The organism is Paenisporosarcina sp. HGH0030, from assembly GCF_000411295.1.
Lineage (GTDB): Bacteria > Bacillota > Bacilli > Bacillales_A > Planococcaceae > Paenisporosarcina.
Genome location: NZ_KE150424.1, coordinates 68,767 through 93,966, shown reverse-complemented (window position 1 = coordinate 93,966; position 25,200 = coordinate 68,767). Strand labels below are relative to the sequence as shown.

Here is a 25,200-nt window from a genome sequence, read left to right as displayed (position 1 = left end):
TGGCCTGCCCTTATTTCTTAAAACTAATTTATATATATTGCCTTATTCGGCTGAGCCGACTGGCACTTCGTCCGTCATTGGCAGGATGTTGAGTGCATCAGCTGGTTGAAGATCGTCTTCCTCATCCAAATCACGCAATTCAATTTCTTGGTCGTTGATTGTCATCATCTTAACGTCCATACCTAAACTTTGAAGTTCTTTAATTAATACTTTGAATGATTCTGGAACACCTGGTTCTGGAACGCTTTCACCTTTAACGATGGCTTCGTATGTTTTCACACGACCTACCACGTCATCGGACTTCACTGTCAAGATTTCTTGAAGTGTGTAAGCGGCACCGTATGCCTCAAGTGCCCAAACCTCCATCTCACCGAAACGTTGTCCACCAAATTGTGCTTTACCACCAAGCGGTTGTTGCGTAACAAGAGAGTAAGGTCCAGTAGAACGAGCATGTAATTTATCGTCAACCATGTGGGCTAACTTAATCATATACATAATCCCGACAGAAACGCGGTTGTCGAATGGCTCACCTGAGCGACCATCATACAATGTTGTTTTACCGTCACGGTTCATACCTGCTTCTTCCATCGTATCCCAAACGTCAGCTTCATTGGCACCATCAAATACTGGTGAAGCCATATGAATGCCAAGAGTACGGGAAGCCATACCTAAGTGAAGCTCCAATACTTGACCGATGTTCATACGAGATGGAACCCCTAGAGGGTTAAGCATGATATCAACTGGTGTGCCGTCCGGAAGGAAAGGCATGTCTTCTTCTGGAAGGATACGCGAGATAACACCTTTGTTACCATGACGTCCAGCCATTTTATCCCCAACAGAGATTTTACGTTTTTGAACGATGTATGCACGAACGAGTTGGTTCACACCTGGTGGAAGCTCGTCGCCATCTTCGCGGTTAAACACTTTAACATCCAGGATAATTCCGCCTGCACCATGAGGTACACGTAGAGAAGTATCACGGACTTCACGTGCTTTTTCACCAAAGATTGCATGTAATAAACGTTCTTCAGCCGTTAACTCAGTAACCCCTTTAGGTGTTACTTTACCTACTAAGATATCGCCGTCGCGAACTTCCGCACCGACACGAATGATTCCGCGGTCATCTAAGTTACGAAGCGCTTCTTCACCCACGTTTGGAATATCACGTGTGATTTCTTCAGGTCCGAGCTTAGTATCACGGGATTCTGACTCGTATTCTTCGATATGCACAGAAGTGTACACATCGTCTTTTACAAGACGTTCACTCATGATAACAGCATCTTCATAGTTGAAACCGTCCCATGTCATGAAAGCAACAAGCACGTTACGTCCAAGTGCCATCTCACCGCGCTCCATAGAAGGACCATCAGCAAGAATATCAAGTGGTTTCACGCGATCGCCAACTTTAACGATTGGGCGTTGGTTATAACTCGTCCCTTGGTTAGAACGAATGAATTTTTGTAATTTATATTTTGTTAAATCGCCTTTAACTTCTTTGCCGTCGATTTCTTCAATGCGACGAACTCGAATTTCTTTCGCTTCTACATGTTCAACGATTCCGTCAAACTTAGCGATGACCGCAGCACCCGAGTCACGCGCATTCACATGTTCCATCCCTGTTCCTACAAAAGGAGCTTCAGGATTTAACAATGGAACCGCTTGACGTTGCATGTTCGCACCCATAAGGGCACGGTTGGAGTCATCGTTCTCTAAGAACGGGATACACGCTGTCGCTGCAGAAACAACTTGTTTAGGCGATACATCCATATAATCGATTGATGAACGTTTGAATACCGTGTTATCTCCGCGGAAACGACCAACAACTTCTTCGTCGACAAATTCACCATTGTCAGAAAGACGGGCATTAGCTTGCGCTACTACGTAGTTGTCTTCTTCATCTGCTGTTAAATAATCGATGCGAGTTGTCACAAGGCCTGTCTCAGGATCTACGCGACGGTAAGGTGTTTCAATAAATCCGAATTTGTTCACTTTCGCGAAACTTGAAAGTGAGTTGATCAACCCAATGTTTGGTCCCTCAGGCGTTTCAATCGGACACATACGACCGTAGTGGGAGTAATGAACGTCACGTACTTCAAAACCAGCACGTTCACGCGTTAAACCACCGGGTCCTAATGCCGATAGACGGCGTTTGTGCGTCAATTCAGCAAGTGGATTTGTTTGATCCATGAATTGAGACAACTGAGAACTACCAAAGAACTCTTTAATTGATGCAATAACCGGACGGATATTAATCAATTGTTGTGGCACTATAGATTGTGTGTCGTTAATTGACATACGCTCACGTACCACACGTTCCATACGGGAAAGACCAATACGGAATTGATTTTGTAATAGTTCCCCTACTGAACGTAAACGACGGTTACCTAGATGATCAATGTCATCCGTGTTTCCAATGTTGTAAAGTAGGCCGAAGAAGTAACTAACAGAAGAAATAATATCAGCAGGTGTGATGTTTTTTATCGCATCTTCAATATAAGCATTGCTGATGACATTAATTTCTTGTTGCGCTTCATTGTTTGGAGCGTAAATTTTGATTGATTGTAACGTGATATCGCCTTCTAATACGCCACCTACTTGAGAAATTGTGCGGAATCCGATTCCATTTTCAAGATGTGGGATTAAACGATCAAGTAAACGACGGTCAATCACTGCACCTTGTTCCGCTAAAATTTCACCAGTTTCTGGATCAACTAGCGTTTCAGCTACTGTCTGGTTGAATAGACGGTTTTTAATGTGCAGTTTTTTGTTCATTTTGTAACGACCAACATTCGCTAAGTCATAGCGTTTTGGATCGAAGAAACGTGAGTACAACAGGCTCTTCGCACTTTCAACTGTTGGCGGCTCGCCTGGACGAAGACGCTCATAAATTTCAAGCAACGCTTTATCTGTGCTCTCCGTGTTATCTTTTTCTAAAGTATTACGAAGGTATTCGTTATCGCCGATAAGGTCGATAATTTCTTGATCAGAACCAAAGCCAAGTGCACGCAGAAGTACCGTTACTGGTAATTTACGTGTGCGATCGATACGTACATATACTACGTCCTTCGCATCGATTTCGTATTCCAACCATGCGCCACGGTTAGGAATAACCGTTGCACCGAAACCTTTTTTACCGTTTTTATCTGTCTTATCATGGAAGTAAACACTTGGTGAACGGACTAACTGAGATACGATTACGCGCTCAGCACCGTTGATGACGAAAGTACCTGTTTCTGTCATGAGTGGGAAATCACCCATAAACACATCTTGTTCTTTCACTTCATCTGTTTCTTTGTTGTGCAAACGTACTTTTACGCGAAGTGGTGCAGCGTAAGTTACGTCACGTTCTTTTGATTCATCGACCGGATACTTAGGTTCACCTAATGTATAATCGATGAATTCCAGTGAAAGATTACCTGTGAAGTCTGCAATCGGAGAAATGTCTCGGAACATTTCACGCAAACCTTCTTCCAGGAACCATTCATAAGATGCTGTTTGAATTTCGATTAAATTCGGAAGTTCCAGCACCTCATTAATACGCGCAAAACTTCTGCGCTGGCGGTGTTGTCCGTACTGAACTAGTTGACCTGCCAACTCATTCACCCCTCAATAAAGCAATATTAGGACTTTTCGGCACACCATATTTAGTGTATGATGTCGAAAAGACAAAAAGAAAACGAGTTCTATAAGAGCTCATTTTCGGTTAACTAAATTTATTCTTGGTAAGTATACCCACTCGCAAAACACCTTTATACAAAAGGGCATACGACCGCAAAATAATATTTTTGCATTTTATTATAATATCATAGCGATTTTGTCAAGTCAATAATCATTTGACTTTCTCAGCCTTAATGATCCAGTAACCTCTTACCTTATCGATCACTTCAACTTGACCGAAAATTTCTTCTAATCGATCGAAAGTTGACGGAGCTCCTTGTTTCTTCTGAATGACAACCCACAACTCTCCACCCACACGCAATTTCGCATAGGCATCTAAATAAAAACGAAAAATCGTTTGTTTTCCAGCACGGATCGGCGGGTTTGTTAATATTGCAGCAAAGTCAGTTTCCGTAACGTCGGTTAACCCGTCACTTTCATAGATTCGTACATTTTGTACCCCGTTACCCTCCGCATTTTTACGCGAAAGTTGCACTGCACGTTCGTTGATGTCCACCATGTGAATTGTACGATCTGCCTCAGTTTTAGCGATGGATAAACCAATTGGTCCATACCCACACCCTACATCAAGCACAGGTCCTTCAGTCGCAGGCATTACAAACGCATCAATTAAAACACGGGACCCAAAATCTACTTCGCTTTTACTGAAAACACCCGTATCCGTTTCAAAATGAAACAGCTCACCACGCAGTGTAAAACTCCATGACTTAGGCTTACTTTCAGTTTGAGGTTTTTTTGAATAATAATGATCAGCCATTCGGGCACCCTCCAACCTGTTGATGAAATGAAGAAAAAGCCCGCCGTTAACTGACGAGCTTTCCATTACTTATTAAAAGAAATTATTTAACTTCTACTGAAGCGCCAACTTCTTCAAGTTTAGCTTTGATTTCTTCTGATTCTTCTTTAGTTACGCCTTCTTTAAGAGCTTTAGGAGCGTTATCTACAACTTCTTTAGCTTCTTTAAGACCTAATCCAGTGATTTCACGAACCACTTTGATTACTTTGATTTTTTGATCTCCTGCAGAGTTAAGGATTACATCAAATTCAGTTTTTTCTTCTTCAGCAGCAGCACCGCCACCAGCAGCCATAGCCATTGGTGCAGCAGCTGTAACGCCGAATTCTTCTTCGATTGCTTTTACTAAGTCGTTTAATTCAAGAACTGTCATACCTTTGATTGCTTCAAGGATTTGAGTGTTGTTCATTGTATGTTCCTCCTAATAGGAATATTTTTTTGTTTGGGTTATACCCGGGTTTAAACAGCTAAGCCGTGTAACGAATTACGCGCCTTGCTCTTCTTTTTGTTCTGCAACAGCTTTTGTTGCAAGCGCGAAGTTGCGCATTGGAGCTTGTAGAACGCTGAGTAGCATTGACAACAAACCTTCGCGAGAAGGAAGTTCTGCAAGTGCTTTAATATCTTCAGCAGTTGCGATTGCACCTTCGATCACACCAGCTTTGATTTCAAGGTTCTCGTTCTTTTTAGCGAAATCGTTAAGGATTTTCGCTGGCGCTACTACGTCTTCTGTTGAAAACGCAATTGCGTTTGGACCTGTAAGACTTTCGTTCAAGCCTTCAAGACCAGCAACTTCAACTGCACGGCGAGTCATTGTGTTTTTATACACTTTGAATTCAACGCCAGCTTCACGAAGTTGTTTACGAAGTTCAGTTACTTGAGAAACACTCAAGCCACGGTAGTCAACTACTACTGCAGTTGCTGCTGTTTGGAACTTTTCAGTAATTTCTTCAACACGAACTTTTTTAGCTTCGATTGCTCTGCTCATCTGGACACCTCCTAATAGAATGAGTCATTTATACCGCCAAAAGAAAAGCCCCTGGATCTATATAGACACAGGGGCTGAAACGTCATCTTAAAAAGAATCTGAATGCATGTCCTCGGTAGGATCATTATGCGACAAGTCGCCCCTACTGTCTACGGTACAAATAATTTATTTACAACAAAAGTCATCTTAACAGATAGACTTTAAACTGTCAACCTTATTTGTTAACTTTTACGCTAGAAGAATCCACTTTTACAGATGGACCCATTGTAGTTGTAACGTTAACTGATTTCATGTAAGTTCCTTTAGCTGCCGCAGGCTTAGCTTTTTGAACTACATCAAATACTGCCAAGAAGTTTTCAACTAACTTGTTGTCGTCGAAAGAAACTTTACCGATTGGTGCATGGATAATACCAGCTTTGTCAGCACGGTACTCAACTTTACCAGCCTTGATTTCTTCGATCGCTTTAGTTACGTCGAATGTTACAGTACCAGTTTTAGGGTTTGGCATTAAGCCTTTTGGTCCTAAAACGCGACCTAATTTACCAACTTCACCCATCATGTCAGGAGTAGCTACGATTACATCGAAGTCAAACCATCCTTGTTGGATTTTGTTAATGAACTCTGTATCGCCAACAAAGTCAGCGCCAGCAGCTTCTGCTTCTTTTAATTTTTCGCCTTTAGCGAAAACTAATACACGTTGAGTTTTACCAGTTCCGTTTGGAAGTACTACTGCTCCACGGATTTGTTGGTCATTTTTACGTGTGTCGATTCCTAATTTGAATGCCACTTCAACTGTTGCGTCAAAGTTAACAGTGCTCGTTTTTTTAGCAAGTTCGATTGCCTCTTGAGCTGCGTACAATTTAGTACGGTCTACCAATTTCGCTGCATCTTGCAACTTTTTACCTTTTTTAGCCATTGTAAAATGTCCTCCTTGATTGTGGTTTTAGCGGAATAAACCTCCCACGAATAAGGGTTGCGTGTCTTATAGACATCCGCAACCCCCCAAAAACTAATGCATCATCAAGTGCAGGGATTAGTCTTCGATGACGATACCCATGCTGCGCGCAGTACCTTCAACCATCAACATAGCTGCTTCAACTGATGCTGCGTTTAGGTCTGGCATTTTTTGTTCAGCGATTTCGCGAACTTTATCACGCTTCACCGTAGCAACTTTTTTGCGGTTTGGTTCACCAGAACCTGACTGGATACCAGCCGCCACTTTAAGTAATACTGCTGCAGGTGGAGTTTTTGTAATGAATGTAAATGAACGGTCTTCAAATACAGAAATTTCAACAGGGATAATTAGTCCAGCTTGATCTGCCGTACGTGCGTTGAATTCTTTACAGAATCCCATGATATTAACACCTGCTTGACCCAATGCTGGACCAACCGGCGGTGCTGGATTTGCTTTACCAGCAGGAATTTGTAATTTTACTACCTTAACAACTTTTTTAGCCACGAGACACACCTCCTTAAGTCCGTGATGTGGTAATTGGGTTGCCCCTCCCACTCAATATCTGTCTGTCAGCTACTAGCTGAGCATAAGCTAAAATTTTCGCAGACTACACTATTTCAGTCTGACCTTTGAAATAATACCATTTTTCCAAAACTTAAGCAAGTAGCTTTTGGAAAAAGGTTCTATGAACTAGATTTTAAATGCTTTTTTTCCATTCAAGATTGCTAATGTCTAGTTGCAAGCGCCAGCTCTCACCTAAGCTTAGGGCCACAGGATGTGGGTCATGAAGGCGTTCCGACACGATGTCGGGAATTTAGCCTTCCTTCCCCTAATCTAGCGAAAGCTAGCTTTCGCATCGAGTGGCGTTTTCACTTTTCTAATTACATTTTAATAACTTGGTCGTAGTCAAGTTCCATTTTCGTTTCGCGTCCAAACATATCAACAGAAACTTTCAACTTACCTTTTGCATCATCAATCTCTTCCACTTTACCTTGGAAGTGTGCAAATGGTCCTTCAAGAACTTCAACCATTTCCCCAACCGTGTATTGCGCTTCAATTTTGCGCTCTGTCATGCCCATTTGTTTCAGGATGAATTCTACTTCTTCCGGCAATAATGGTGTCGGTTTTGCTCCACCACCTGAAGAACCGATAAATCCAGTAACGCCTGGAGTATTTCGCACGACATACCAAGAATCGTCTGTCATCACAAGTTCAACTAAAACATACCCAGGGAATGTTTTACGCATAACTGTACGTTTTTTACCATCTTTAAAATCCGTTTCTTGCTCTTCCGGGATAATGACGCGGAAGATCAGATCGGACATACCCATCGTTTCAACACGCTTTTCAAGATTTGCTTTTACTTTGTTCTCGTATCCAGAATACGTGTGAACAACATACCAATTCTTTTCCATAAGTAGCAGGACTGTTCGTCCGTCCCTCCATTTCTTAGACAAATGAAAAAACCCGTTCTAAGTTTCTGACGGGCTATTCTCCACAAGTGCTATCTGTTATCAAATTACAGTTTAAGGAACCAGCGAAACGCTTGTGAAATTCCTAGGTCAACGACTGCGAAAAATACTGCCATAATTACGACCGTTGAAAGTACAATGACTGTATAACGAGTCATTTCCTTACGTTTAGGCCAACTAACTTTTCTCATTTCCGAGACAACATTACCAAAGAAACCACTGATATTAGTCATTCTGATTTAACCCTCCGAGTAAAAATTATCTATGTCTATATTTACAACGTTTGCTTATGAACCGTATGCGCTTTGCAATGGGAGCAATACTTTTTCAGTTCCAGACGCTCACTCGATCCTTCTTTTGAAGCAGGAACTGTATAGTTTCGCGAACCACATTGCACACAGCTTAAGACGACTTTATTAGCCATTTTATCACCTTTTAAGTCAGCATTTGTCTTTTTAAAGACTATCACCTACGGTTTAGACTGTCAACAAACGCCCAGGTGAAGATTTCAATGAACGCCACCAATTTCAATGTGCCGTTCAAGTTTCCGCTTCACACGCTGTAATGCGTTGTCTATGGATTTTACATGACGATTTAATTCTTCTGAAATTTCATGGTAAGACTGTCCATCCAAATACAAGGCAAGTACTTGCCTCTCCAATTCGCTCAGAATTTCACTCATTTTTTCTTCCATGTAATCAAAATCTTCACGGTGAATCATCAGTTCTTCGGGATCATCAATAGCAGAGCCCGAAATCACATCCATTAGTGTGCGGTCTGATTCTTCATCAAAAATCGGCTTGTCCAATGACACATATGAATTGAGTGGGATATGCTTTTGACGTGTAGCTGTTTTGATAGCAGTTATAATTTGACGTGTAATACAAAGTTCTGCGAATGCTCGAAACGATGAGAGCTTGTCCCCTCTGAAATCACGAATCGCTTTGTAAAGTCCAATCATTCCTTCTTGAATGATATCTTCTTTATCAGCCCCGATTAAAAAGTAAGACCTGGCTTTCATACGCACAAAAGATCGATATTTGGTGATTAAAAAGTCAAGCGCATCAGAATCGCCAGTGTGGACCAATTCCACAAGCTCGTCATCTAGTAAGTCTTCAAATTGGTGCAGCTTCACGTGTACATAGTCACTCTTAATCAACAGTATCACCTCGGCCGTCTGCATAGTTTGACCCTAGTATACAGGATGTGGAAATCGAGCGTCAACGACTCATTTCATCCCTCTGCGCCATTTTTCAAAAATTTCTGCCACTTCATTACTTAGCTGGATTTTGGAAAACGGGCGCTGCTCCTGGATAGCCTTCACCTTCTTCGTGATATTCTCCTGAACTAACTCCATTTCAATTTCAAGTTCTCGTGCAGACTTTCTTAGTGCGCCTTGTGCGAAAATCACCCATTGTTCCGTCAAATCAGATGTAGCTACATGCACTTGATCACGTCTTGTCATTAATTGTGATGTTAATTTTTCAATACGTTCATCCGCAGTTTCGTTTTCCCTGGTGAAAATAACTTCGACATCATATTGTTTCTTCTTTTTTTCAATCCCAGGTACGAGATGTGCATCAAACACTACAATGACTCGCCAACCTGAATAAGCTTTGTATTCCGCCATCATTTCAATCAGCCTGTCTCTGGCATCAATGAGCTTGTCTGTTTTTAATGCACGCAATTCTTTCCATGCGCCGATAATGTTATAGCCATCGACGAGTAAAATGTCCATCTCAATTAACCGGCAGGCGGTTCCGCAATACTTCGTACATCAGGATAGCAGCTGCTACGGATGCATTTAACGACGTTACGCGCCCAACCATCGGCATGTTATAGAGGAAGTCGCACTTCTCTTTCAGCAAGCGACTCATTCCTTTTCCTTCACTGCCTATAATGATTGCCAATGGTAATTTCGCATCCATGCGACGGTAATCAGCCGAGCCTTTAGCATCCGTTCCCGCGATCCACACGCCACGCTTTTTCAAATCTTCAACAGTTTGTGCTAGATTACCAACGCGTGCTACCGGCACATGCTCAATTGCCCCTGTAGATGTTTTCGCCACGACTGCAGTTAGTCCAACTGCACGACGCTTCGGAATAATGACACCATGCACGCCAGTCGCATCAGCTGTTCGCAAAATAGAACCCAGGTTATGTGGATCTTCCAACTCATCCAAAATCAAAAAGAATGGATCTTCATTGCGTGAAGCAGCACGTTCGAAAAGCTCATCAATTTCTGCATAACGATAAGCTGCTACTGAAGCTGCTACCCCTTGGTGATTGGCTCCGTCCGTCAATTGGTCCACTTTGTTTTTTGGCACAAACTGGACGATGATGCCCGCTTCTTTCGCAAGTTGTAACAACTCGGCGATTCCCGCTTTCTTGACACCTTCCGCTACCCATACTTTGTTCATATCTCGCCCGGAGCGAAGGGCCTCCAGCACTGGATTTTTCCCTGATACGATTTCATTGTCAAGTTCAGTCACGATATCGATTCTCCTTTCGGTTCTTCTATAGTGGTAATAGCTTTTTCGATTATTTCCTTCACGCGTTCGAAGTTGCCGGATAGGTACAAACTTCCGAGAACCGCTTCAAACGCCGTACTATATTTGTACGTTTGTACATCTGTATTTTTGGGAATGGTGCCAGACTTGGCATTACGCCCGCGTCTTAGCACCGCTTCTTCATCTTCCGTCAAAAACTTTTCTTGGAGTAGCACACGCACCACGGATGCCTGGGCTTTCGCCGAAACATATTTAGTTCCTTCTTTATGCAGTGTATTGGGTCTAACTCGTCCTGAACGAATCAAATGTTCACGAATCGCTTGCTCCAGGACGGCATCCCCCATATACGCAAGGGCCAGTGAATTCAATTGTTTTACATCTGCCGGACGAAGTGAATATTCTTTGTTCATCCGCGTTTCCAACGGATGCCTTGCGCCGTATCTTCCAATAAAATATTCATTTCTTTCAATTGATCCCGGATGGCATCTGCACGAGCGAAATCTTTATCTTTACGCGCCTGGATTCTCTCCGCAATAAGAGCGTCAATTTCTTCATCCAGTACTTCTGTTTTTACTTCCACTTCAATACCCAAAACAAGTGAAAGTTCTTTCAATGCTTTCATGAATGCAGTAAGAACAACCGCTTCCGTATGTTTTTCAATTAGATATACATTAGCCAGACTCGCCAGTTCAAACAAGGCAGCAATTCCGTTGGCCGTATTGAAATCATCGTCCATTGCCGTAACGAATTGGGTGCGGACTTCTTCGATTTTGTTTAACCAGATATCCTTGTGATCCCCTAGTTCAGGAGATGCTTCAAGACGATGCGCCAAATTCGAGTATGATGTTCGAATGCGCGCCAGCCCATTTTCCGCATTTTCCACAAGCTCTTGCGAGAAATTGATTGGGTGACGGTAATGAACCGACAACATAAAGAATCTCAACACTTGCGGATCGATTTGTTTACGAATGTCGTTCACCAATACAAAGTTACCAAGGGACTTCGACATTTTTTCGTTGTCAATATTGATATATCCATTATGCATCCAGTAGCGCGCAAATTGCTTACCTGTATATGCTTCAGACTGTGCAATTTCGTTTTCATGATGCGGGAATGTCAAATCCTGTCCACCTGCGTGAATGTCAATCGTGTCTCCCAAAATTTCACGAGCCATAACGGAACATTCAATATGCCATCCCGGACGACCATTGCCCCAAGGACTCTTCCAGAAAATTTCACCCGGCTTCGCATCTTTCCACAATGCAAAATCAAGTGCATCTGCTTTCTTTTCGCCCGCTTCAATGCGTGCGCCGATTTTTAAATCATCAACCGATTGTTGGGACAATTTGCCGTACCCTTCAAACTTGCGTGTGCGGTAATAAACGTCACCTTGCGACTCGTAAGCATAGCCTTTTTCGATTAAGACTTCGATGAATTCGATGATAGAGTCCATATGTTCCGTGACACGTGGGTGAGCATCCGCTTTCTGGCAACCAAGTGCAACCACATCTTCAAAATAAGCGGCGATAAAACGTTCGGTTAATTCGGATACTTCTTCACCCAGTTCATTTGCCGTTTTGATGATTTTATCGTCAACATCCGTAAAGTTAGAAACGAAATTCACTTCATATCCACGGTACTTCAAGTAGCGACGTACGGTATCGTAGACGATTACCGGACGGGAGTTCCCGATGTGGATGTAGTTATATACTGTCGGTCCACATACGTACATTTTCACCTTGCCTTCTTCAAGCGGCACAAATGGTTCTTTTTGACGCGTCAATGTGTTGTAAATATGAATGCTCATTTAACGTTTCGCTCCTTTTCGAATTGTTCACTGACAAGCGCGACTTGCTCGCGCAAGACGGCAATTTTTTCTTCTAGCATATTGCATTTATCCGCTACTGGATCCGGCAAGTCCTGGTGATCCAAGTCACGTTTCACTTTGATTCCATCTTGCACGACGACTGTTCCAGGAATACCTACAACCGTTGAATTTGGCGGAACATTTTTCAATACAACCGAGCCTGCACCGACTTTACTGTTTTCGCCGATCGTAATCGACCCAAGTACTTTTGCTCCTGTTGCTACCAATACATTATCGTGTAACGTGGGATGTCGTTTCCCTCGTTCTTTACCTGTACCACCAAGTGTCACTCCTTGGAAGATCGTTACATTATCGCCAATTTCACACGTTTCCCCTATGACTACACCCATTCCGTGGTCTATGAAAAAGCGGCGACCAATTTTGGCACCCGGATGGATTTCAATTCCGGTGAAAAATCGACTCACTTGCGATACGACTCTCGCCAGGAAAAAGAATTTCCGCTTAAAGAGCGCATGTGCGACACGGTGTGCCCAAACCGCATGTAACCCGGCATACGTCAGCACAACTTCCAGCACACGTCTGGCAGCTGGATCTTGCTCGAAGACGACTTCAACATCTTCTTTCATTCGACTGAACATCATCGTTCCTCCTGTGTTAGTTTTTGTTAAATGTTTTGTTTGATTTTGATTCGATCGGTAGCCCTATATTTGGCTTGTGAATAATTTAACGCTCAAACAGGTCTCATCTCCAAGTTTACTTTACGAGACAACCTCACAGTTTTTTGACCAAAATAAAAAGCGCCCCTGTCATTGACTGACAGAGACGCTGTAATAGCGCGGTTCCACTCTGATTGGAAGGATGTTTTGCGGTCCTTCCCACTTGGCGTCTTGTAACGTAGACGGTACGGCTCGCTTACTAAATGGTTCAGCTGAGCGCTCAGAGGTGCATTTCCATAGTGCCTAAGCTCAGACCACTTTCAGCCGGTGGTGGTCCTCTCTAAAGAGCGTGCCTTATGTACTTCTCCTCATCAAAGCGTTTTGATGTTTTGGTTAAAGATAGCTTCATTTTCACACCATCATGCATGAAAGTCAAACTTATTGTTTTGCGAATTTCTCCACACGCGCAAGTACTTTTTCTTTGCCGATTAACGCGATTGCGTTAGGCAATTCCGGACCGTGTGTTTGACCAGTCGTCACAACACGGATTGGCATGAATAAGTTCTTGCCTTTATGTCCCGTTTCTTTTTGCACGACTTTGATTGCTGCTTTGACAGCATCTGCTTCAAACACTTCCAGTTGCTCAAGTTGCGTTTTGAAAGATGCCATAACTTCCGGCACTTGTTCGCCAGCTAAAACAGCAGTAGCTTCTTCATCATATGCAAGTTCATCCTTAAAGAATAGGTCAGTTAGCTCAGTAATTTCAGCACCGAAACTCATTTGTTCATGGTAAAGCGCGATAACGCCCGTTGCCCATTGTTTTTCTTCTTCTGTCAATGTTTCAGGCAAGCGACCAGCTTTTTGTAAATGAGGCAATGCAAGTTCAACTACTTCTTCAAGAGACAGTTGCTTCACATATTGATTGTTCATCCACGTTAGTTTTTGTTTATCGAACATCGATGGTGATTTAGATAAGCGATTGACGTCAAACTGGCGAATGAATTCTTCTTTCGTGAAGATTTCTTCTTCTCCTTCAGGAGACCAGCCAAGAAGCGCAAAGAAATTGAACATTGCTTCTGGGATATAACCAAGATCTTTATACTGAGCAACGAATTGAATAATCGATTCGTCACGTTTTGAAAGTTTTTTACGGCTTTCGTTGATGATTAATGTCATATGACCGTATTCAGGCGCTTTCCAACCAAATGCGTCAAATACCATCATTTGTTTTGGTGTATTTGATAAATGTTCTTCCCCACGGAATACGTGAGAAATCTTCATGAAATAATCATCCAAAACAACTGCATAGTTATAAGTCGGAATACCATTTGCTTTAACAAGCACCCAGTCACCAACATCTTTCGATTCAAATGAAACCGAACCGCGCACCAAGTCTTCAAATGTATACGTTACATCTGCAGGTACACGCATGCGAATGGTATGTGCAAGACCTGCCGCCTCTTTTTCCGCCACTTGTTCTTTCGTTAAGTTACGGCATGTACCTTTGTACATTGGTGCAGCGACACCTTTTGCTTTTTGCTCTTCACGCTCAACTTCCAACTCTTCCGTTGTGCAGAAACATTTATACGCATGACCATTTTCAAGCATTTCTACTGCATGCTTTTGGTAAATGTCCAAACGTTCCATTTGACGGTAAGGAGCATATGGTCCACCGATATCAACAGACTCATCATATTCCATGCCAAGCCATTTCAAGTTTTCCAGTTGCGATAATTCGCCACCTTCAATGTTACGTTCAATATCCGTATCTTCAATACGAACAATGAATTTACCGCCGTGATGGCGTGCAAATAAATAGTTGAATAAGGCAGTGCGGGCTCCACCAATATGTAAATTTCCTGTTGGGCTTGGTGCGTAGCGTACGCGAACTTCTTGTGTCATGTGTGTGTCCTCCTCGAATACGTGCTAAACTTTGTCCAGTTTAACACAGGTCATACTTATTTTTGAATGAGTAATATCGTCGCCTGTGCCGCGATGCCTTCTCCACGTCCCGTAAAGCCAAGCTTTTCGGTTGTTGTCGCTTTGACATTCACTTGCGTTGGTTCCGCATTTAGCAGTTGTGCGATGCGGTCACGCATTTGATTAATATAAGGTGCCATCTTTGGTGCCTGTGCAATAATCGTGCAATCCACATTGCCTAATTTATAGCCTTTTTCTTCAACGATGTTCCAAATGTATGCAAGTAATTTTGCGGAATCTGCATCTTTAAATTCAGGGTCCGTATCGGGAAAATGACGTCCAATATCCCCTTCACCAATTGCGCCCAGTGCCGCATCCGTTACTGTATGTAATAAAACATCGGCATCTGAATGCCCGATTAAACCTTTTTCGTATGGAATCGTCACGCCACCTAAAATAAGCGGTCTATTCTCTGCAAATTCATGTACATCAAACCCTTGTCCAACTCGAAACATTTAGTTTTCCTCCTGCTGTCGTTTTTGTAAGATGGCTTCGCCTATCAATAAATCTTCTTGTGTCGTCATTTTTACATTATCATACGTACTCTCTACCACGTACACAGGGATATTCAGTCGTTCGACTAACATGGATTCATCTGTCCCGAGAAACCCATCTTGTTCTGCTTGCTGTTGCGCCTTCATCAAGATGTCCTTACGGAAAGCTTGTGGAGTCTGGATCATCCACAATTGATCACGGTCCACCGTTTCTTCAATAATGTGATTGCGTACACGTTTCATGGTGTCTTTTGCTTTCACACCAGCGATGGCAGCACCGGTCTCATGAGCTTTTTGAACCAATTGGGAAATCACGGCTGGTTCGATGAAAGGCCTTGCCGCATCGTGCACGAGAATCAAGTCTGCCTCATGCTCAGCTGCTTGGACGCAGGCATACACACTGTATTGACGTTCCTCGCCACCTTCAGGCATCCCTTTCACTTTCGTAATGTTATACTCGTTCAACATCTCCTGAATCGTCACACGCTCTTCAGGCTTCACTGCGAGCCAGATCCCAACGCAATTTGTATCTTGTTCAAAGACCTCAAGTGTATGGATGAGAATTGGCTTATCGCGCAATGTAAGAAATAATTTATTACGTCCGGCCTTCATCCGTTTCCCGCTACCCGCAGCCGGTAATACAACGATATATTTCATTTCAAGTATTCTCCTCTTTCTTGATGGAAAAGGAGGCCGCCTTAGCTGTCTGGTGTTGTTGACAGAAAGGGCAGCCTCTTATTTTAGGTGTAATTGTTTATTTCGTTTTAGCAAAAATCATTCGCCCAGCCGAAGTTTGAAGAACACTTGTAACAATGACGTTAATTGCTTGGCCGATATACGACTTGCCATCTTCCACGACAATCATCGTTCCGTCGTCTAGATAAGCTACACCTTGATTTTGTTCTTTGCCATCTTTGATGACCACGATATGCATTTCTTCACCGGGAATCACGACTGGTTTGACCGCATTCGCAAGATCATTGATATTCAGAACAGGCACTTGATGCAATTCACACACTTTATTCAAGTTGAAATCATTGGTCACTACCATGCCGTCCATTTTCTTCGCAAGACGCATCAGTTTCAAATCAACTTCTGCCACATCATCAAAATCTTCTTCTGTAATCAAAACAGCTGAAGCTCGCTCGGACTGAAGTTGTTTCAAGATATCAAGACCACGTCGACCTCGTGTACGTTTCAATGTATCCGAAGAATCGGCAATATGCTGAAGTTCAGTTAATACAAACTGAGGTACGACAAGCACCCCTTCAAGGAAACCCGTTGCAGAAATATCAGAAATCCGACCATCGATAATGACACTTGTATCGAGTAATTTATATGATGCTTGTTGCAATTCCTGAGGGTTGTTTTCATCGAACTTTTTCTTTTGTACAACCGTTTTATTAGCAGTAAACATTTGAACAATTTCATCGCGCTTCTTGAAGCCTACCTGGAAACCAAGATATCCTAAAGTGATGGTCAGCAATATGGGAAGTACCGCATCAATGACTGGAAGCTGTATGGAATCCACCGCAAAATTCAAAAGAAATGCGACACTAAGCCCAATAATCAGACCGAGTGTACCAAACAACAAATCACCAATTGGCGCTTTCAGCAATCGATCTTCCATCCAACTTAAAAACTCGATCAAATAGTCGGTCAACAGTAAAGCAAGTACAAACAAAAGAATGGCTCCTATTAGCACAGACACATACGGATTGTTCAGCCACGGGTTAGAAGATAAATGTATAAGATCGTATAATTGCGGTAAAAAAAGTAACCCGAGCGTTCCACCAATCAAGATAAATGTAATTCGAATAATCCACTTTAACACTGGCCCACCTCCTGTTTTTGATTATACACGTTTTCAAACGGAAACACCTACTTGACGAAGAAGGCAATCGTAAAGTTTCTTATGAAAAGCGTCAGTCACTTGGAATTTATGGTGTAGGGAAGTTAATCGGCGTGGCAGAGGTTTTAATCCGCACGGTTCGGTTTCACCTAGATTCTCCCAGCGGAATCTCCTCCTTCGAGATACTAGAGAAAAAGCTTTCCCAAAACGCCTAAGCGTTCGGGAAAGCTTCTTTTAATGCCTGATTTACGGTTTCAACGCCAACCACTTGAATACCTTTCGGATAGTCCCAGCCGCCAAGGTTCGACGCTGGAATAATTGCGCGTTTGAATCCAAGTTTCGCCGCTTCCTGCACGCGTTGTTCCACTCGGGACACACGACGCACTTCACCTGTTAACCCCACTTCTCCAATAAAGCAGTCATGTGCACTCGCCGCAACATCACGGAAACTGGAAACGATGGTCGTCAAGACAGCCAAATCGATGGCTGGCTCATCCAGCTTCACGCCACCGGCTACTTTAATGTAGGCATCTTGCGTTTGCAGCAGCATTCCGACCCGCTTCTCTAATACGGCCATCAGTAAAGAAATCCGGTTTTGATCAATCCCGCTTGCCATACGCTTCGGATAGTTGAAACTCGTCGGCGTAATCAAAGCCTGAATTTCAACCAGAATCGGTCGTGTCCCTTCCATAGAAGCGACAACGGTTGAACCTGCCGCTCCTTGTGAACGTTCTTGCAAGAACAATTCAGAAGGGTTCAATACTTCTTTTAATCCACCTTGTAACATTTCAAAAATAGCAATCTCGTTGGTTGAACCAAAACGGTTTTTCTGTGAACGCAAAATGCGATACGTATGGTGACGTTCGCCTTCGAAGTACAGAACTGTATCCACCATATGTTCAAGTAATCGCGGTCCGGCAATCTGACCTTCCTTCGTTACATGACCCACAAGGAAAATCGCAATGTTTTTCGTTTTGGCAATGCGCATCAATTCCGCTGTACATTCCCGCACTTGTGAAACGCTACCTGGGGCAGACGTAACTTCAGGATGGTGAACTGTTTGAATGGAGTCAATTACGACAAACTTTGGTTCGACTTGATCGATTGCCTCATTCACTAGTTCCAAGTTGGTTTCTGAATAAATATAGAGCTCAGAAGATGCCACACCCAAACGTTCTGCACGAAGTTTCGTTTGTCGGATGGACTCTTCCCCAGACATATACAATACGCGTTGCCCTTTGTTCGCCAGTAATGAGGAAACTTGCAGCAACAGTGTGGATTTACCGATACCGGGGTCTCCACCAATCAAAATAAGTGACCCAGGTACAATTCCGCCTCCAAGTACACGGTTCAATTCAGCAAGATCCGTATCTACGCGTGGTTCATCAACCGTTTCAACAGCTGTAATCGGGGTCGCTTTTTGTGCGATTTTTTCAGAATGCTGGAACGTGCGGCGGGGTCCTTTTACGACCACTTCCACTTCTTCCACCATGGTGTTCCATGCGCCACAACCAGGGCAGCGTCCCATCCATTTAGCAGATTCATAGCCACATGAGTTACACAAGAATTTTGTTTTACGTTTAGCCATAGTACCTCCTACTTTCGCAGATTCCTTTACTACTATCAACAACATCGTTTACATAGAGCATTATGTAAAAAAGAGCATTCCGAACAGCCTCGCCGGAATGCTCCAATAGTTTTATTCTGTTACTGCTTCTTTTGTACGAACGATAAATTCATCGTTTTCAACATCGAACACAATATTGTTTCCTGTCAACACCGTACCTTTTAATAGTTCTTCAGACAAGCGATCTTCCACGTGTTTTTGAAGTGCACGACGGAGCGGACGTGCACCGTACTCTGGGTCGTACCCTTCTTTTGTGATTTTTTCTTGAGCCGCTTCTGTTAACACAAGCTCAATTTCCTGCTCTTTCAAGCGTTTCGTTAATTGAGCAGTCATTAATGTCACGATTTCTTTCAAGTGTTCTTTTTCTAAAGAATGGAACACAATCATTTCATCGACACGGTTTAAGAATTCAGGACGGAAGGCTTTTTTCAACTCTTCGAGCATTTTGCCTTTCATGTCTTTGTATTTCTGTTCGCCGTCTTGCAAATTGAAGCCGACGTATTTGTTTTTCTTCAACGCTTCCGCGCCGACGTTGGATGTCATAATAACAACCGTGTTTCGGAAGTCGACTGTGCGTCCTTTAGAATCAGTTAGGCGACCATCTTCCAACACTTGCAACAAGATATTGAAGACATCTGGATGTGCTTTCTCGATTTCATCTAAAAGAATAACAGAATACGGTTTGCGACGAACTTTTTCTGTCAATTGACCGCCATCTTCAAATCCAACGTAACCAGGAGGTGAACCGACAAGTCGAGAAGTCGAGTGTTTTTCCATGTACTCGGACATGTCGACGCGAATCATTGCATCTTCGTCGCCAAACATGCTCTCTGCAAGTGCACGGGCAAGTTCTGTTTTACCGACACCAGTTGGCCCAAGGAAAATGAATGAACCAATTGGACGTTTTGGATCTTTCAATCCAGCGCGTGCTCGGCGTACTGCGCGAGAAATCGCTGTAACTGCTTCCGCTTGACCGATAACACGTTGGTGCAATGTATCTTCTAATTTCAATAATTTCTCAGACTCGGTTTGTGCCAGTTTTGAAACCGGAATTCCCGTCCACATGGAAACAACTGCCGCGATATCTTCCACAGTTACTTCAGATTCAGCTCTGCCTTGTTCTTCTTTCCAAGACTTCTTCGTGCTTTCGAGTTCTTCTTTCAGCTTTTGTTCCGTATCACGGAATGATGCTGCTTTTTCAAACTCCTGGCTTTGAACAGCCGCGTTTTTCTCCGAACGGATTGCTTCTAAACGAGTTTCCAGTTCTTTTAAATTCGGCGGTGTCGTGTATGAACGCAAACGCACTTTCGAACCGGCTTCATCAATTAAATCAATGGCTTTGTCCGGTAAGAAACGGTCGGAAATGTAACGGTCGGACATTTTAGCCGCTGCAGTAATCGCTGCATCCGTAATTTTCACACGGTGATGGGCTTCATAACGATCACGAAGTCCTTTGATGATTTGAATGGACTCTTCAACTGAAGGTTCATCCACTTGAATCGGTTGGAAACGACGCTCCAAAGCAGCATCTTTTTCAATATATTTACGGTATTCATCAAGCGTTGTTGCACCAATACATTGAAGTTCGCCACGAGCAAGTGACGGTTTCAAGATATTTGATGCATCAATAGCGCCTTCTGCACCACCGGCACCAATCAATGTGTGGAGCTCATCGATAAATAGAATGACGTTACCCGCTTGGCGAATTTCATCCATCACTTTTTTCAAGCGATCTTCAAACTCACCACGGTATTTTGTACCCGCAACAACTGTACCCATATCCAATGTCATGACGCGTTTGTCACGCAGAATTTCCGGAACTTCATTTTGCACGATTTGTTGTGCCAAACCTTCAGCGATAGCTGTTTTACCGACACCCGGTTCCCCAATAAGAACAGGGTTGTTTTTCGTACGACGTGATAGCACTTCAATGACACGCGTGATCTCTTTGCTACGTCCAATGACAGGATCCAAGCTTCCTTCGCGTGCAATTTGGGTTAAATCACGAGCCAAGCTATCAAGCGTTGGTGTGCTCGCAGCAGGATTGTTTCCGCTGTTCGCTTGAACATGATCGTTGCTACCCAGTAATTGCAGCACTTGTTGACGTGCTTTATTCAAGCTGACACCTGAATTGTTAAGCACACGAGCCGCTACACCTTCACCTTCGCGAATCAATGCCAGCAATAAATGCTCTGTGCCGATGTATGAATGGCCCAGTTTACGCGATTCGTCTACTGATAACTCAATGACTTTCTTCGCACGTGGTGTGTAATGAACGATTGGACCTACGTCACCAGTTCCCATTCCTACCAGCTCTTCAATGCCTTCTTCAATCATTTGCGGACTGACTTCGATTGCTTCCATTGCTTTGGCAGCAATTCCGCCACCCTCTCGAATTAATCCTAATAATATATGTTCAGTACCAATTGACTCGTGCTTCATACGAATGGCTTCTTCTTGAGCTAATTGGAGTACTTTTTGTGCGCGTTGTGTAAATCGATTAAACATCATGAGGTTCCTCTCCTTCATTGTCTAAATTATTGTCTACTTGCAACCGTTCCCTAAACAACTTTGCCCGAAACACATCGCGTTCTTCGGGTTGCAGGGACGTATCTGCATACTTCTGTAAAAAACCTGGTTGCATGAAAACCATGCATTCATTCAAAATTGAAACATCGACACCTTTAATCAAACCTAGATCGATGCCAAGACGCACGTCTGATAAACAGCGTCCCGCTTCTTCTGTTGTTAAAAGCCGTGCATACGTCAAAACACCAAGTGAACGATACAGACGATCTTCCAATACATTCGGTCTCGTATGTAAGAGAGCCGCTCTTGCTTCACGTTCTTTTTGAATAATTTGTTCAGTGATGCTTTGCAAATCAGTTAAGATATCTTCTTCTGATTTCCCGAGAGTTGTTTGATTTGATACTTGATACACATTGCCGAGGGCTTCACTACCTTCTCCGTAGATGCCGCGTACGACCATCCCGAGACGTGTAATCGCTGTTACAATGCGATCCATTTGCTTTGTCATCGTGAGTGCTGGTAAATGCATCATCACCGATGCCCGCAGGCCAGTGCCCGTATTCGTCGGACAACTCGTTAAATAGCCAAACTGTTCATCAAATGCATAGGGCAGTTCTTTTTCAAGGACGTCATCTATATGGTTTGCCTGACGCCATGCTTCGTTTAACTGCATTCCCGGGAAAATACATTGTATGCGAATATGATCTTCTTCATTGACCATCACACTGACCGCTTCATCATCTGATAATAAAACGGACCCTGCTATTTCCGAGTGAGCCAATTTCGGACTGATTAAATGCTTTTCAACCAGCACTTGCCGATTGAGCGCAGATAGCTCTTTTATATCTATATACGAAAAGGTCGACTCAAGTTCCGCTTCTGCATCAAGTAAAACTGAGGAAATCGCTTGATCTACTTGCAGCGCTTCATTTTCCGTAAAAGAAAGTGGAAATCGGTAACCTGTTAAATTTCGGGCGAGCCGGATTCTCGTGCTCATCACGATATCTGCATGCTCTCCCTCGCCGGCCATCCAACTTGTAACGGAATTATTCAGAAAACGTTCAATGGACATCGCGGTTTTCACCTCCGCTGTGCAGCTGTTCCTCTAACGAGCGAGCTTCATCCCGAAGTCGTGCCGCCTCTTCAAAATTTTCAATCTCAATCGCCGTGCGCATGGACGTACGAATTGCTTCAATTTGTTTTTTCAATTGCAGTGTTTGGCCAAATGTACCTGGCGCTTTCCCCACATGTTTCACATTGCCGTTGTGCAATTTTTTGAAGACGTCCGGTAATTGTTCGTGAAAACTCTCATAACAATGTGCACACCCAAACTTCCCTTGGTTTAAAAACTGTCGGAATGTCCATCCACATGAACTGCATGTCTTAGCTTCTGGTTGAGGTTTTTGTTGCACTTGTTTGCTTTCCGGGACGCCAAACCAATTGGACAATAACTGATGTAGCGAAAGTGGATCCTGCTGAAAATCCAAATGAAACGGATGGAAATTTTTTGCGCAGACCTCACAATAATGTCGTTGCACCTGTTCTCCATTTTGTATTTGCGTCACGGTAACTTTTGCCGGACGATGTTTACAATTCTCACAAATCATCTCGCGCTCGCCTCACTTTAACTGTTCATACTTGAATGTCATAAGCATCGCTTGCAATATGCGTGAACGCAATTCATCTCGATGCGGCAATGGGGTATTGAGGGTTGTACGATCGAGTGCCGCGAGCATCATTTTCGCCTCACGCTTCGTCACTACATTCTCATCGATTAAACGAAAGATAATATCTTCCGTCATCGTTTGAGAAGCTCCACGCTCTAAACTTGCCAGAATGGTTTCAATTAAATCAGCCTTCGTATGAGCGCGTACCCGAACTATTCGAATATACCCCCCGCCCCCCCGCTTACTTTCAACGAGGTAACCACGGTCAGCGGTGAAGCGCGTATTAATCACATAATTAATTTGTGAAGGCACACATTGAAACTGCTCCGCAATCTCACTGCGCTTTATCTCAACATGCCCTTTTTCATCTAATTCGATAACTTTCTTTAAATACCCTTCAATAATATCTGATATATTCCGCATGCAATCACCTCCTGATCAATTAACTCTGAGTGCGATTAAGGTTAGTGGCTATATTTCACGTGGGCATCCCAATAGGATGCACCATGTACCTGACTTTGACTAACTTTGACTTTATTATATAAGGGGAGATAGGAAGTGTGCAATTCATATGCTTTCGTTCCGTTTTTTCTAAAATAAAAAGCTATTTTCTTAAGTGGAAATTATAGCAAGAATATTCAGATATTATTAATCTTATTGACTAGTATACTTGGATAGTGTGACGATTTCACCGCCTACTTTGAGTTTGTGAAAATTTATCAATCAAACGATAGATTATCGCTCAAACACGTCTCACATCCTTGTTAACTTTTAGAGATACGTCTACAAGTTCATTGATTTAATGGTTTTTGTTTCCGCTACGCTCCTGTTACACAAAAAAGTGCCATCCTTTTATGCAAGGATGGCACTTCTATTAAAACAGCATGAAAGCAATCGGCGTAACAATGATTAAAGTCAGAATAACACGTTGAACCCAGATAACGATTAATTTCGGTATTGAAATCGGAATTTCTGTTGCCACGATGCAAGGAACAACTGCAGAGAAGAAAATGATGGACGATATAGATACAACCGCAATTACGAATTTTACAATCATCCCAGATTTCACAACCAGCAATGCAGGTAGGAACATTTCAGCTATTCCAAGTGCACTTGCTTTTGCGACTAGCATCGGTTCAGGAAGCTGCAAAATGTAGGTGAACGGATAGAAGATGTAACCGATCCAGTCAAATATCGGCGTGAATTCTGCTAACACTAAACCAAGTAATCCAATTGATAAAATTGATGGTAAAATCGCCATAGCCATTAATAAACCGTCTCGCAAGTAAACTAGGTGATTGTTTAACGGTTTCCTGCGCTTCATTCCAAGCGGCTGTCAAGCGACTTCCTTCAGGTTTCACCTCTGGTTGTGGCACACTGCCTTCATAATAATCGTCTTTAATACGATTCAGCGGCCAGATGCGAGTTGTAATTGCCGTCACGATGAACGTGACGATTAGTGTTACCCAAAAGTACAAATTCCACATATCCATTAAGCCAAGTGTTTTCGCAACGATAACCATGAACGTAGCAGATACAGTCGAGAAGCCCGTTGCAATAATTGCTGCTTCTCGTGCTGTGTATTTCCCTTCTTTATAAACACGATTCGTTATTAGCAAGCCCAATGAATATGAACCAACGAAAGAAGCTACTGCGTCAATTGCAGATCGACCTGGTGTTCGCCAAATTGGTCGCATAATCGGTTGCATGAGAACCCCAATAAATTCAAGTAATCCATAACCTACTAATAATGCTAAAAATACCGCCCCGATTGGGACTAATAAACCTACGGAAATCACTAATTTATCGAACAAGAATGGTCCCATATCAGGAGCAAATAACCACGCCGGACCAAATCCAAAAACAATCATAATCCCAACGACTAAACCTATGATTTTAAAGAAAGAAAACACCATGTTGACGGTCGATTTTTTCCAAGTCCCCGAGTAAAACGGGTATAATGCACCAGCTAGAATAAGTACTAATGAGTAATATGGTAAAACCCCAGTTGCATTTGCTTGAATCCATGACACGATGTGGTCAAGCATGATTGAATTTTTTCCACCAATTGTGACCGGCACGAAAAACATGAACGCACCAATAAAACTGTATACAAAAAACTTCCACATTCCCGTACTTGAACGTATTTTTGAACGTTCTCCCACTTGTTGCAT

Annotated in this window: 24 protein-coding genes, 1 pseudogene and 2 other annotated features; all 25 genes and pseudogenes read right to left on the bottom strand. The window is 42.9% G+C overall.

Annotation, left to right across the window (positions count from 1 at the left end; all coding sequences use genetic code 11):
• Nucleotides 1-42: 42 nt before the first annotated feature.
• Nucleotides 43-3,594 carry a DNA-directed RNA polymerase subunit beta gene (gene rpoB / locus HMPREF1210_RS16655; RefSeq protein ID WP_016429874.1) on the bottom strand — a complete coding sequence of 1,184 codons (3,552 nt, stop codon included), beginning with the start codon at nucleotides 3,592-3,594 and terminating at the stop codon, nucleotides 43-45.
• Between the two features lie 235 nt (nucleotides 3,595-3,829).
• On the bottom strand, nucleotides 3,830-4,435 hold the full coding sequence (locus HMPREF1210_RS16650; protein WP_016429873.1) for a class I SAM-dependent methyltransferase: 606 nt from the start codon (nucleotides 4,433-4,435) through the stop codon (nucleotides 3,830-3,832).
• Nucleotides 4,436-4,517: 82 nt separating this feature from the next.
• A complete protein-coding gene (gene rplL / locus HMPREF1210_RS16645; RefSeq protein WP_016429872.1) occupies nucleotides 4,518-4,880 on the bottom strand; it encodes a 50S ribosomal protein L7/L12 in 363 nt (120 codons plus the stop codon).
• Nucleotides 4,881-4,955: 75 nt separating this feature from the next.
• Nucleotides 4,956-5,456: a 50S ribosomal protein L10 gene (gene rplJ / locus HMPREF1210_RS16640; RefSeq protein ID WP_016429871.1), complete on the bottom strand. Its 501-nt coding sequence runs from the start codon at nucleotides 5,454-5,456 to the stop codon at nucleotides 4,956-4,958.
• A gap of 33 nt (nucleotides 5,457-5,489) precedes the next feature.
• Nucleotides 5,490-5,629, bottom strand: a sequence feature (ribosomal protein L10 leader region).
• A gap of 41 nt (nucleotides 5,630-5,670) precedes the next feature.
• Nucleotides 5,671-6,372, bottom strand: coding sequence for a 50S ribosomal protein L1 (gene rplA / locus HMPREF1210_RS16635; RefSeq protein ID WP_016429870.1), 702 nt, complete (start codon nucleotides 6,370-6,372; stop codon nucleotides 5,671-5,673).
• A 117-nt stretch (nucleotides 6,373-6,489) separates the two neighbouring features.
• Nucleotides 6,490-6,915 (bottom strand): 50S ribosomal protein L11, encoded by a 426-nt coding sequence (gene rplK, locus HMPREF1210_RS16630; RefSeq protein WP_016429869.1) that lies wholly within the window; start codon nucleotides 6,913-6,915, stop codon nucleotides 6,490-6,492.
• A 377-nt stretch (nucleotides 6,916-7,292) separates the two neighbouring features.
• A complete protein-coding gene (nusG, locus tag HMPREF1210_RS16625) occupies nucleotides 7,293-7,826 on the bottom strand; it encodes a transcription termination/antitermination protein NusG (protein WP_016429868.1) in 534 nt (177 codons plus the stop codon).
• A 104-nt stretch (nucleotides 7,827-7,930) separates the two neighbouring features.
• Nucleotides 7,931-8,116, bottom strand: a complete 186-nt coding sequence (secE, locus tag HMPREF1210_RS16620; RefSeq protein WP_016429867.1) for a preprotein translocase subunit SecE — start codon at nucleotides 8,114-8,116, stop codon at nucleotides 7,931-7,933.
• Nucleotides 8,117-8,157: 41 nt separating this feature from the next.
• Nucleotides 8,158-8,307, bottom strand: coding sequence for a 50S ribosomal protein L33 (gene rpmG, locus HMPREF1210_RS17880; RefSeq protein WP_081637847.1), 150 nt, complete (start codon nucleotides 8,305-8,307; stop codon nucleotides 8,158-8,160).
• An 84-nt stretch (nucleotides 8,308-8,391) separates the two neighbouring features.
• Entirely contained in the window at nucleotides 8,392-9,042 is a 651-nt protein-coding gene (gene sigH / locus HMPREF1210_RS16615; protein WP_016429866.1) for an RNA polymerase sporulation sigma factor SigH, read from the bottom strand.
• A gap of 69 nt (nucleotides 9,043-9,111) precedes the next feature.
• A complete protein-coding gene (locus HMPREF1210_RS16610; RefSeq protein ID WP_016429865.1) occupies nucleotides 9,112-9,621 on the bottom strand; it encodes an NYN domain-containing protein in 510 nt (169 codons plus the stop codon).
• A 1-nt stretch (nucleotide 9,622) separates the two neighbouring features.
• Complete coding sequence (gene rlmB / locus HMPREF1210_RS16605) at nucleotides 9,623-10,375, bottom strand: 23S rRNA (guanosine(2251)-2'-O)-methyltransferase RlmB (RefSeq protein ID WP_016429864.1); 753 nt, start codon at nucleotides 10,373-10,375, stop codon at nucleotides 9,623-9,625.
• Nucleotides 10,372-10,803, bottom strand: coding sequence for a Mini-ribonuclease 3 (locus tag HMPREF1210_RS16600; RefSeq protein ID WP_016429863.1), 432 nt, complete (start codon nucleotides 10,801-10,803; stop codon nucleotides 10,372-10,374). The genes rlmB and HMPREF1210_RS16600 overlap by 4 nt, the downstream gene beginning before the upstream one ends.
• Nucleotides 10,800-12,200 carry a cysteine--tRNA ligase gene (gene cysS / locus HMPREF1210_RS16595; RefSeq protein WP_016429862.1) on the bottom strand — a complete coding sequence of 467 codons (1,401 nt, stop codon included), beginning with the start codon at nucleotides 12,198-12,200 and terminating at the stop codon, nucleotides 10,800-10,802. Before cysS ends, HMPREF1210_RS16600 begins: the two co-directional genes overlap by 4 nt.
• Entirely contained in the window at nucleotides 12,197-12,859 is a 663-nt protein-coding gene (gene cysE, locus HMPREF1210_RS16590) for a serine O-acetyltransferase (RefSeq protein ID WP_016429861.1), read from the bottom strand. Before cysE ends, cysS begins: the two co-directional genes overlap by 4 nt.
• A gap of 177 nt (nucleotides 12,860-13,036) precedes the next feature.
• Nucleotides 13,037-13,261, bottom strand: a binding site (T-box leader).
• A 54-nt stretch (nucleotides 13,262-13,315) separates the two neighbouring features.
• Complete coding sequence (gene gltX / locus HMPREF1210_RS16585) at nucleotides 13,316-14,779, bottom strand: glutamate--tRNA ligase (RefSeq protein WP_016429860.1); 1,464 nt, start codon at nucleotides 14,777-14,779, stop codon at nucleotides 13,316-13,318.
• Nucleotides 14,780-14,835: 56 nt separating this feature from the next.
• Complete coding sequence (gene ispF / locus HMPREF1210_RS16580; RefSeq protein WP_016429859.1) at nucleotides 14,836-15,312, bottom strand: 2-C-methyl-D-erythritol 2,4-cyclodiphosphate synthase; 477 nt, start codon at nucleotides 15,310-15,312, stop codon at nucleotides 14,836-14,838.
• On the bottom strand, nucleotides 15,313-16,008 hold the full coding sequence (gene ispD, locus HMPREF1210_RS16575) for a 2-C-methyl-D-erythritol 4-phosphate cytidylyltransferase (protein WP_016429858.1): 696 nt from the start codon (nucleotides 16,006-16,008) through the stop codon (nucleotides 15,313-15,315).
• A gap of 97 nt (nucleotides 16,009-16,105) precedes the next feature.
• Entirely contained in the window at nucleotides 16,106-17,185 is a 1,080-nt protein-coding gene (locus tag HMPREF1210_RS16570) for a PIN/TRAM domain-containing protein (protein ID WP_016429857.1), read from the bottom strand.
• Nucleotides 17,186-17,414: 229 nt separating this feature from the next.
• Nucleotides 17,415-18,791: a DNA repair protein RadA gene (radA, locus tag HMPREF1210_RS16565; RefSeq protein ID WP_016429856.1), complete on the bottom strand. Its 1,377-nt coding sequence runs from the start codon at nucleotides 18,789-18,791 to the stop codon at nucleotides 17,415-17,417.
• Nucleotides 18,792-18,902: 111 nt separating this feature from the next.
• Complete coding sequence (gene clpC, locus HMPREF1210_RS16560) at nucleotides 18,903-21,341, bottom strand: ATP-dependent protease ATP-binding subunit ClpC (protein WP_016429855.1); 2,439 nt, start codon at nucleotides 21,339-21,341, stop codon at nucleotides 18,903-18,905.
• The gene (locus HMPREF1210_RS16555) at nucleotides 21,331-22,431 is read right to left on the bottom strand and encodes a protein arginine kinase (protein WP_016429854.1); all 1,101 of its coding nucleotides are present in this window, start codon (nucleotides 22,429-22,431) and stop codon (nucleotides 21,331-21,333) included. The genes clpC and HMPREF1210_RS16555 overlap by 11 nt, the downstream gene beginning before the upstream one ends.
• On the bottom strand, nucleotides 22,421-22,966 hold the full coding sequence (locus HMPREF1210_RS16550; RefSeq protein WP_016429853.1) for a UvrB/UvrC motif-containing protein: 546 nt from the start codon (nucleotides 22,964-22,966) through the stop codon (nucleotides 22,421-22,423). The genes HMPREF1210_RS16555 and HMPREF1210_RS16550 overlap by 11 nt, the downstream gene beginning before the upstream one ends.
• A 12-nt stretch (nucleotides 22,967-22,978) precedes the next feature.
• On the bottom strand, nucleotides 22,979-23,449 hold the full coding sequence (locus HMPREF1210_RS16545) for a CtsR family transcriptional regulator (RefSeq protein ID WP_016429852.1): 471 nt from the start codon (nucleotides 23,447-23,449) through the stop codon (nucleotides 22,979-22,981).
• A gap of 451 nt (nucleotides 23,450-23,900) precedes the next feature.
• A pseudogene (locus HMPREF1210_RS16540) lies at nucleotides 23,901-25,200 on the bottom strand (YjiH family protein).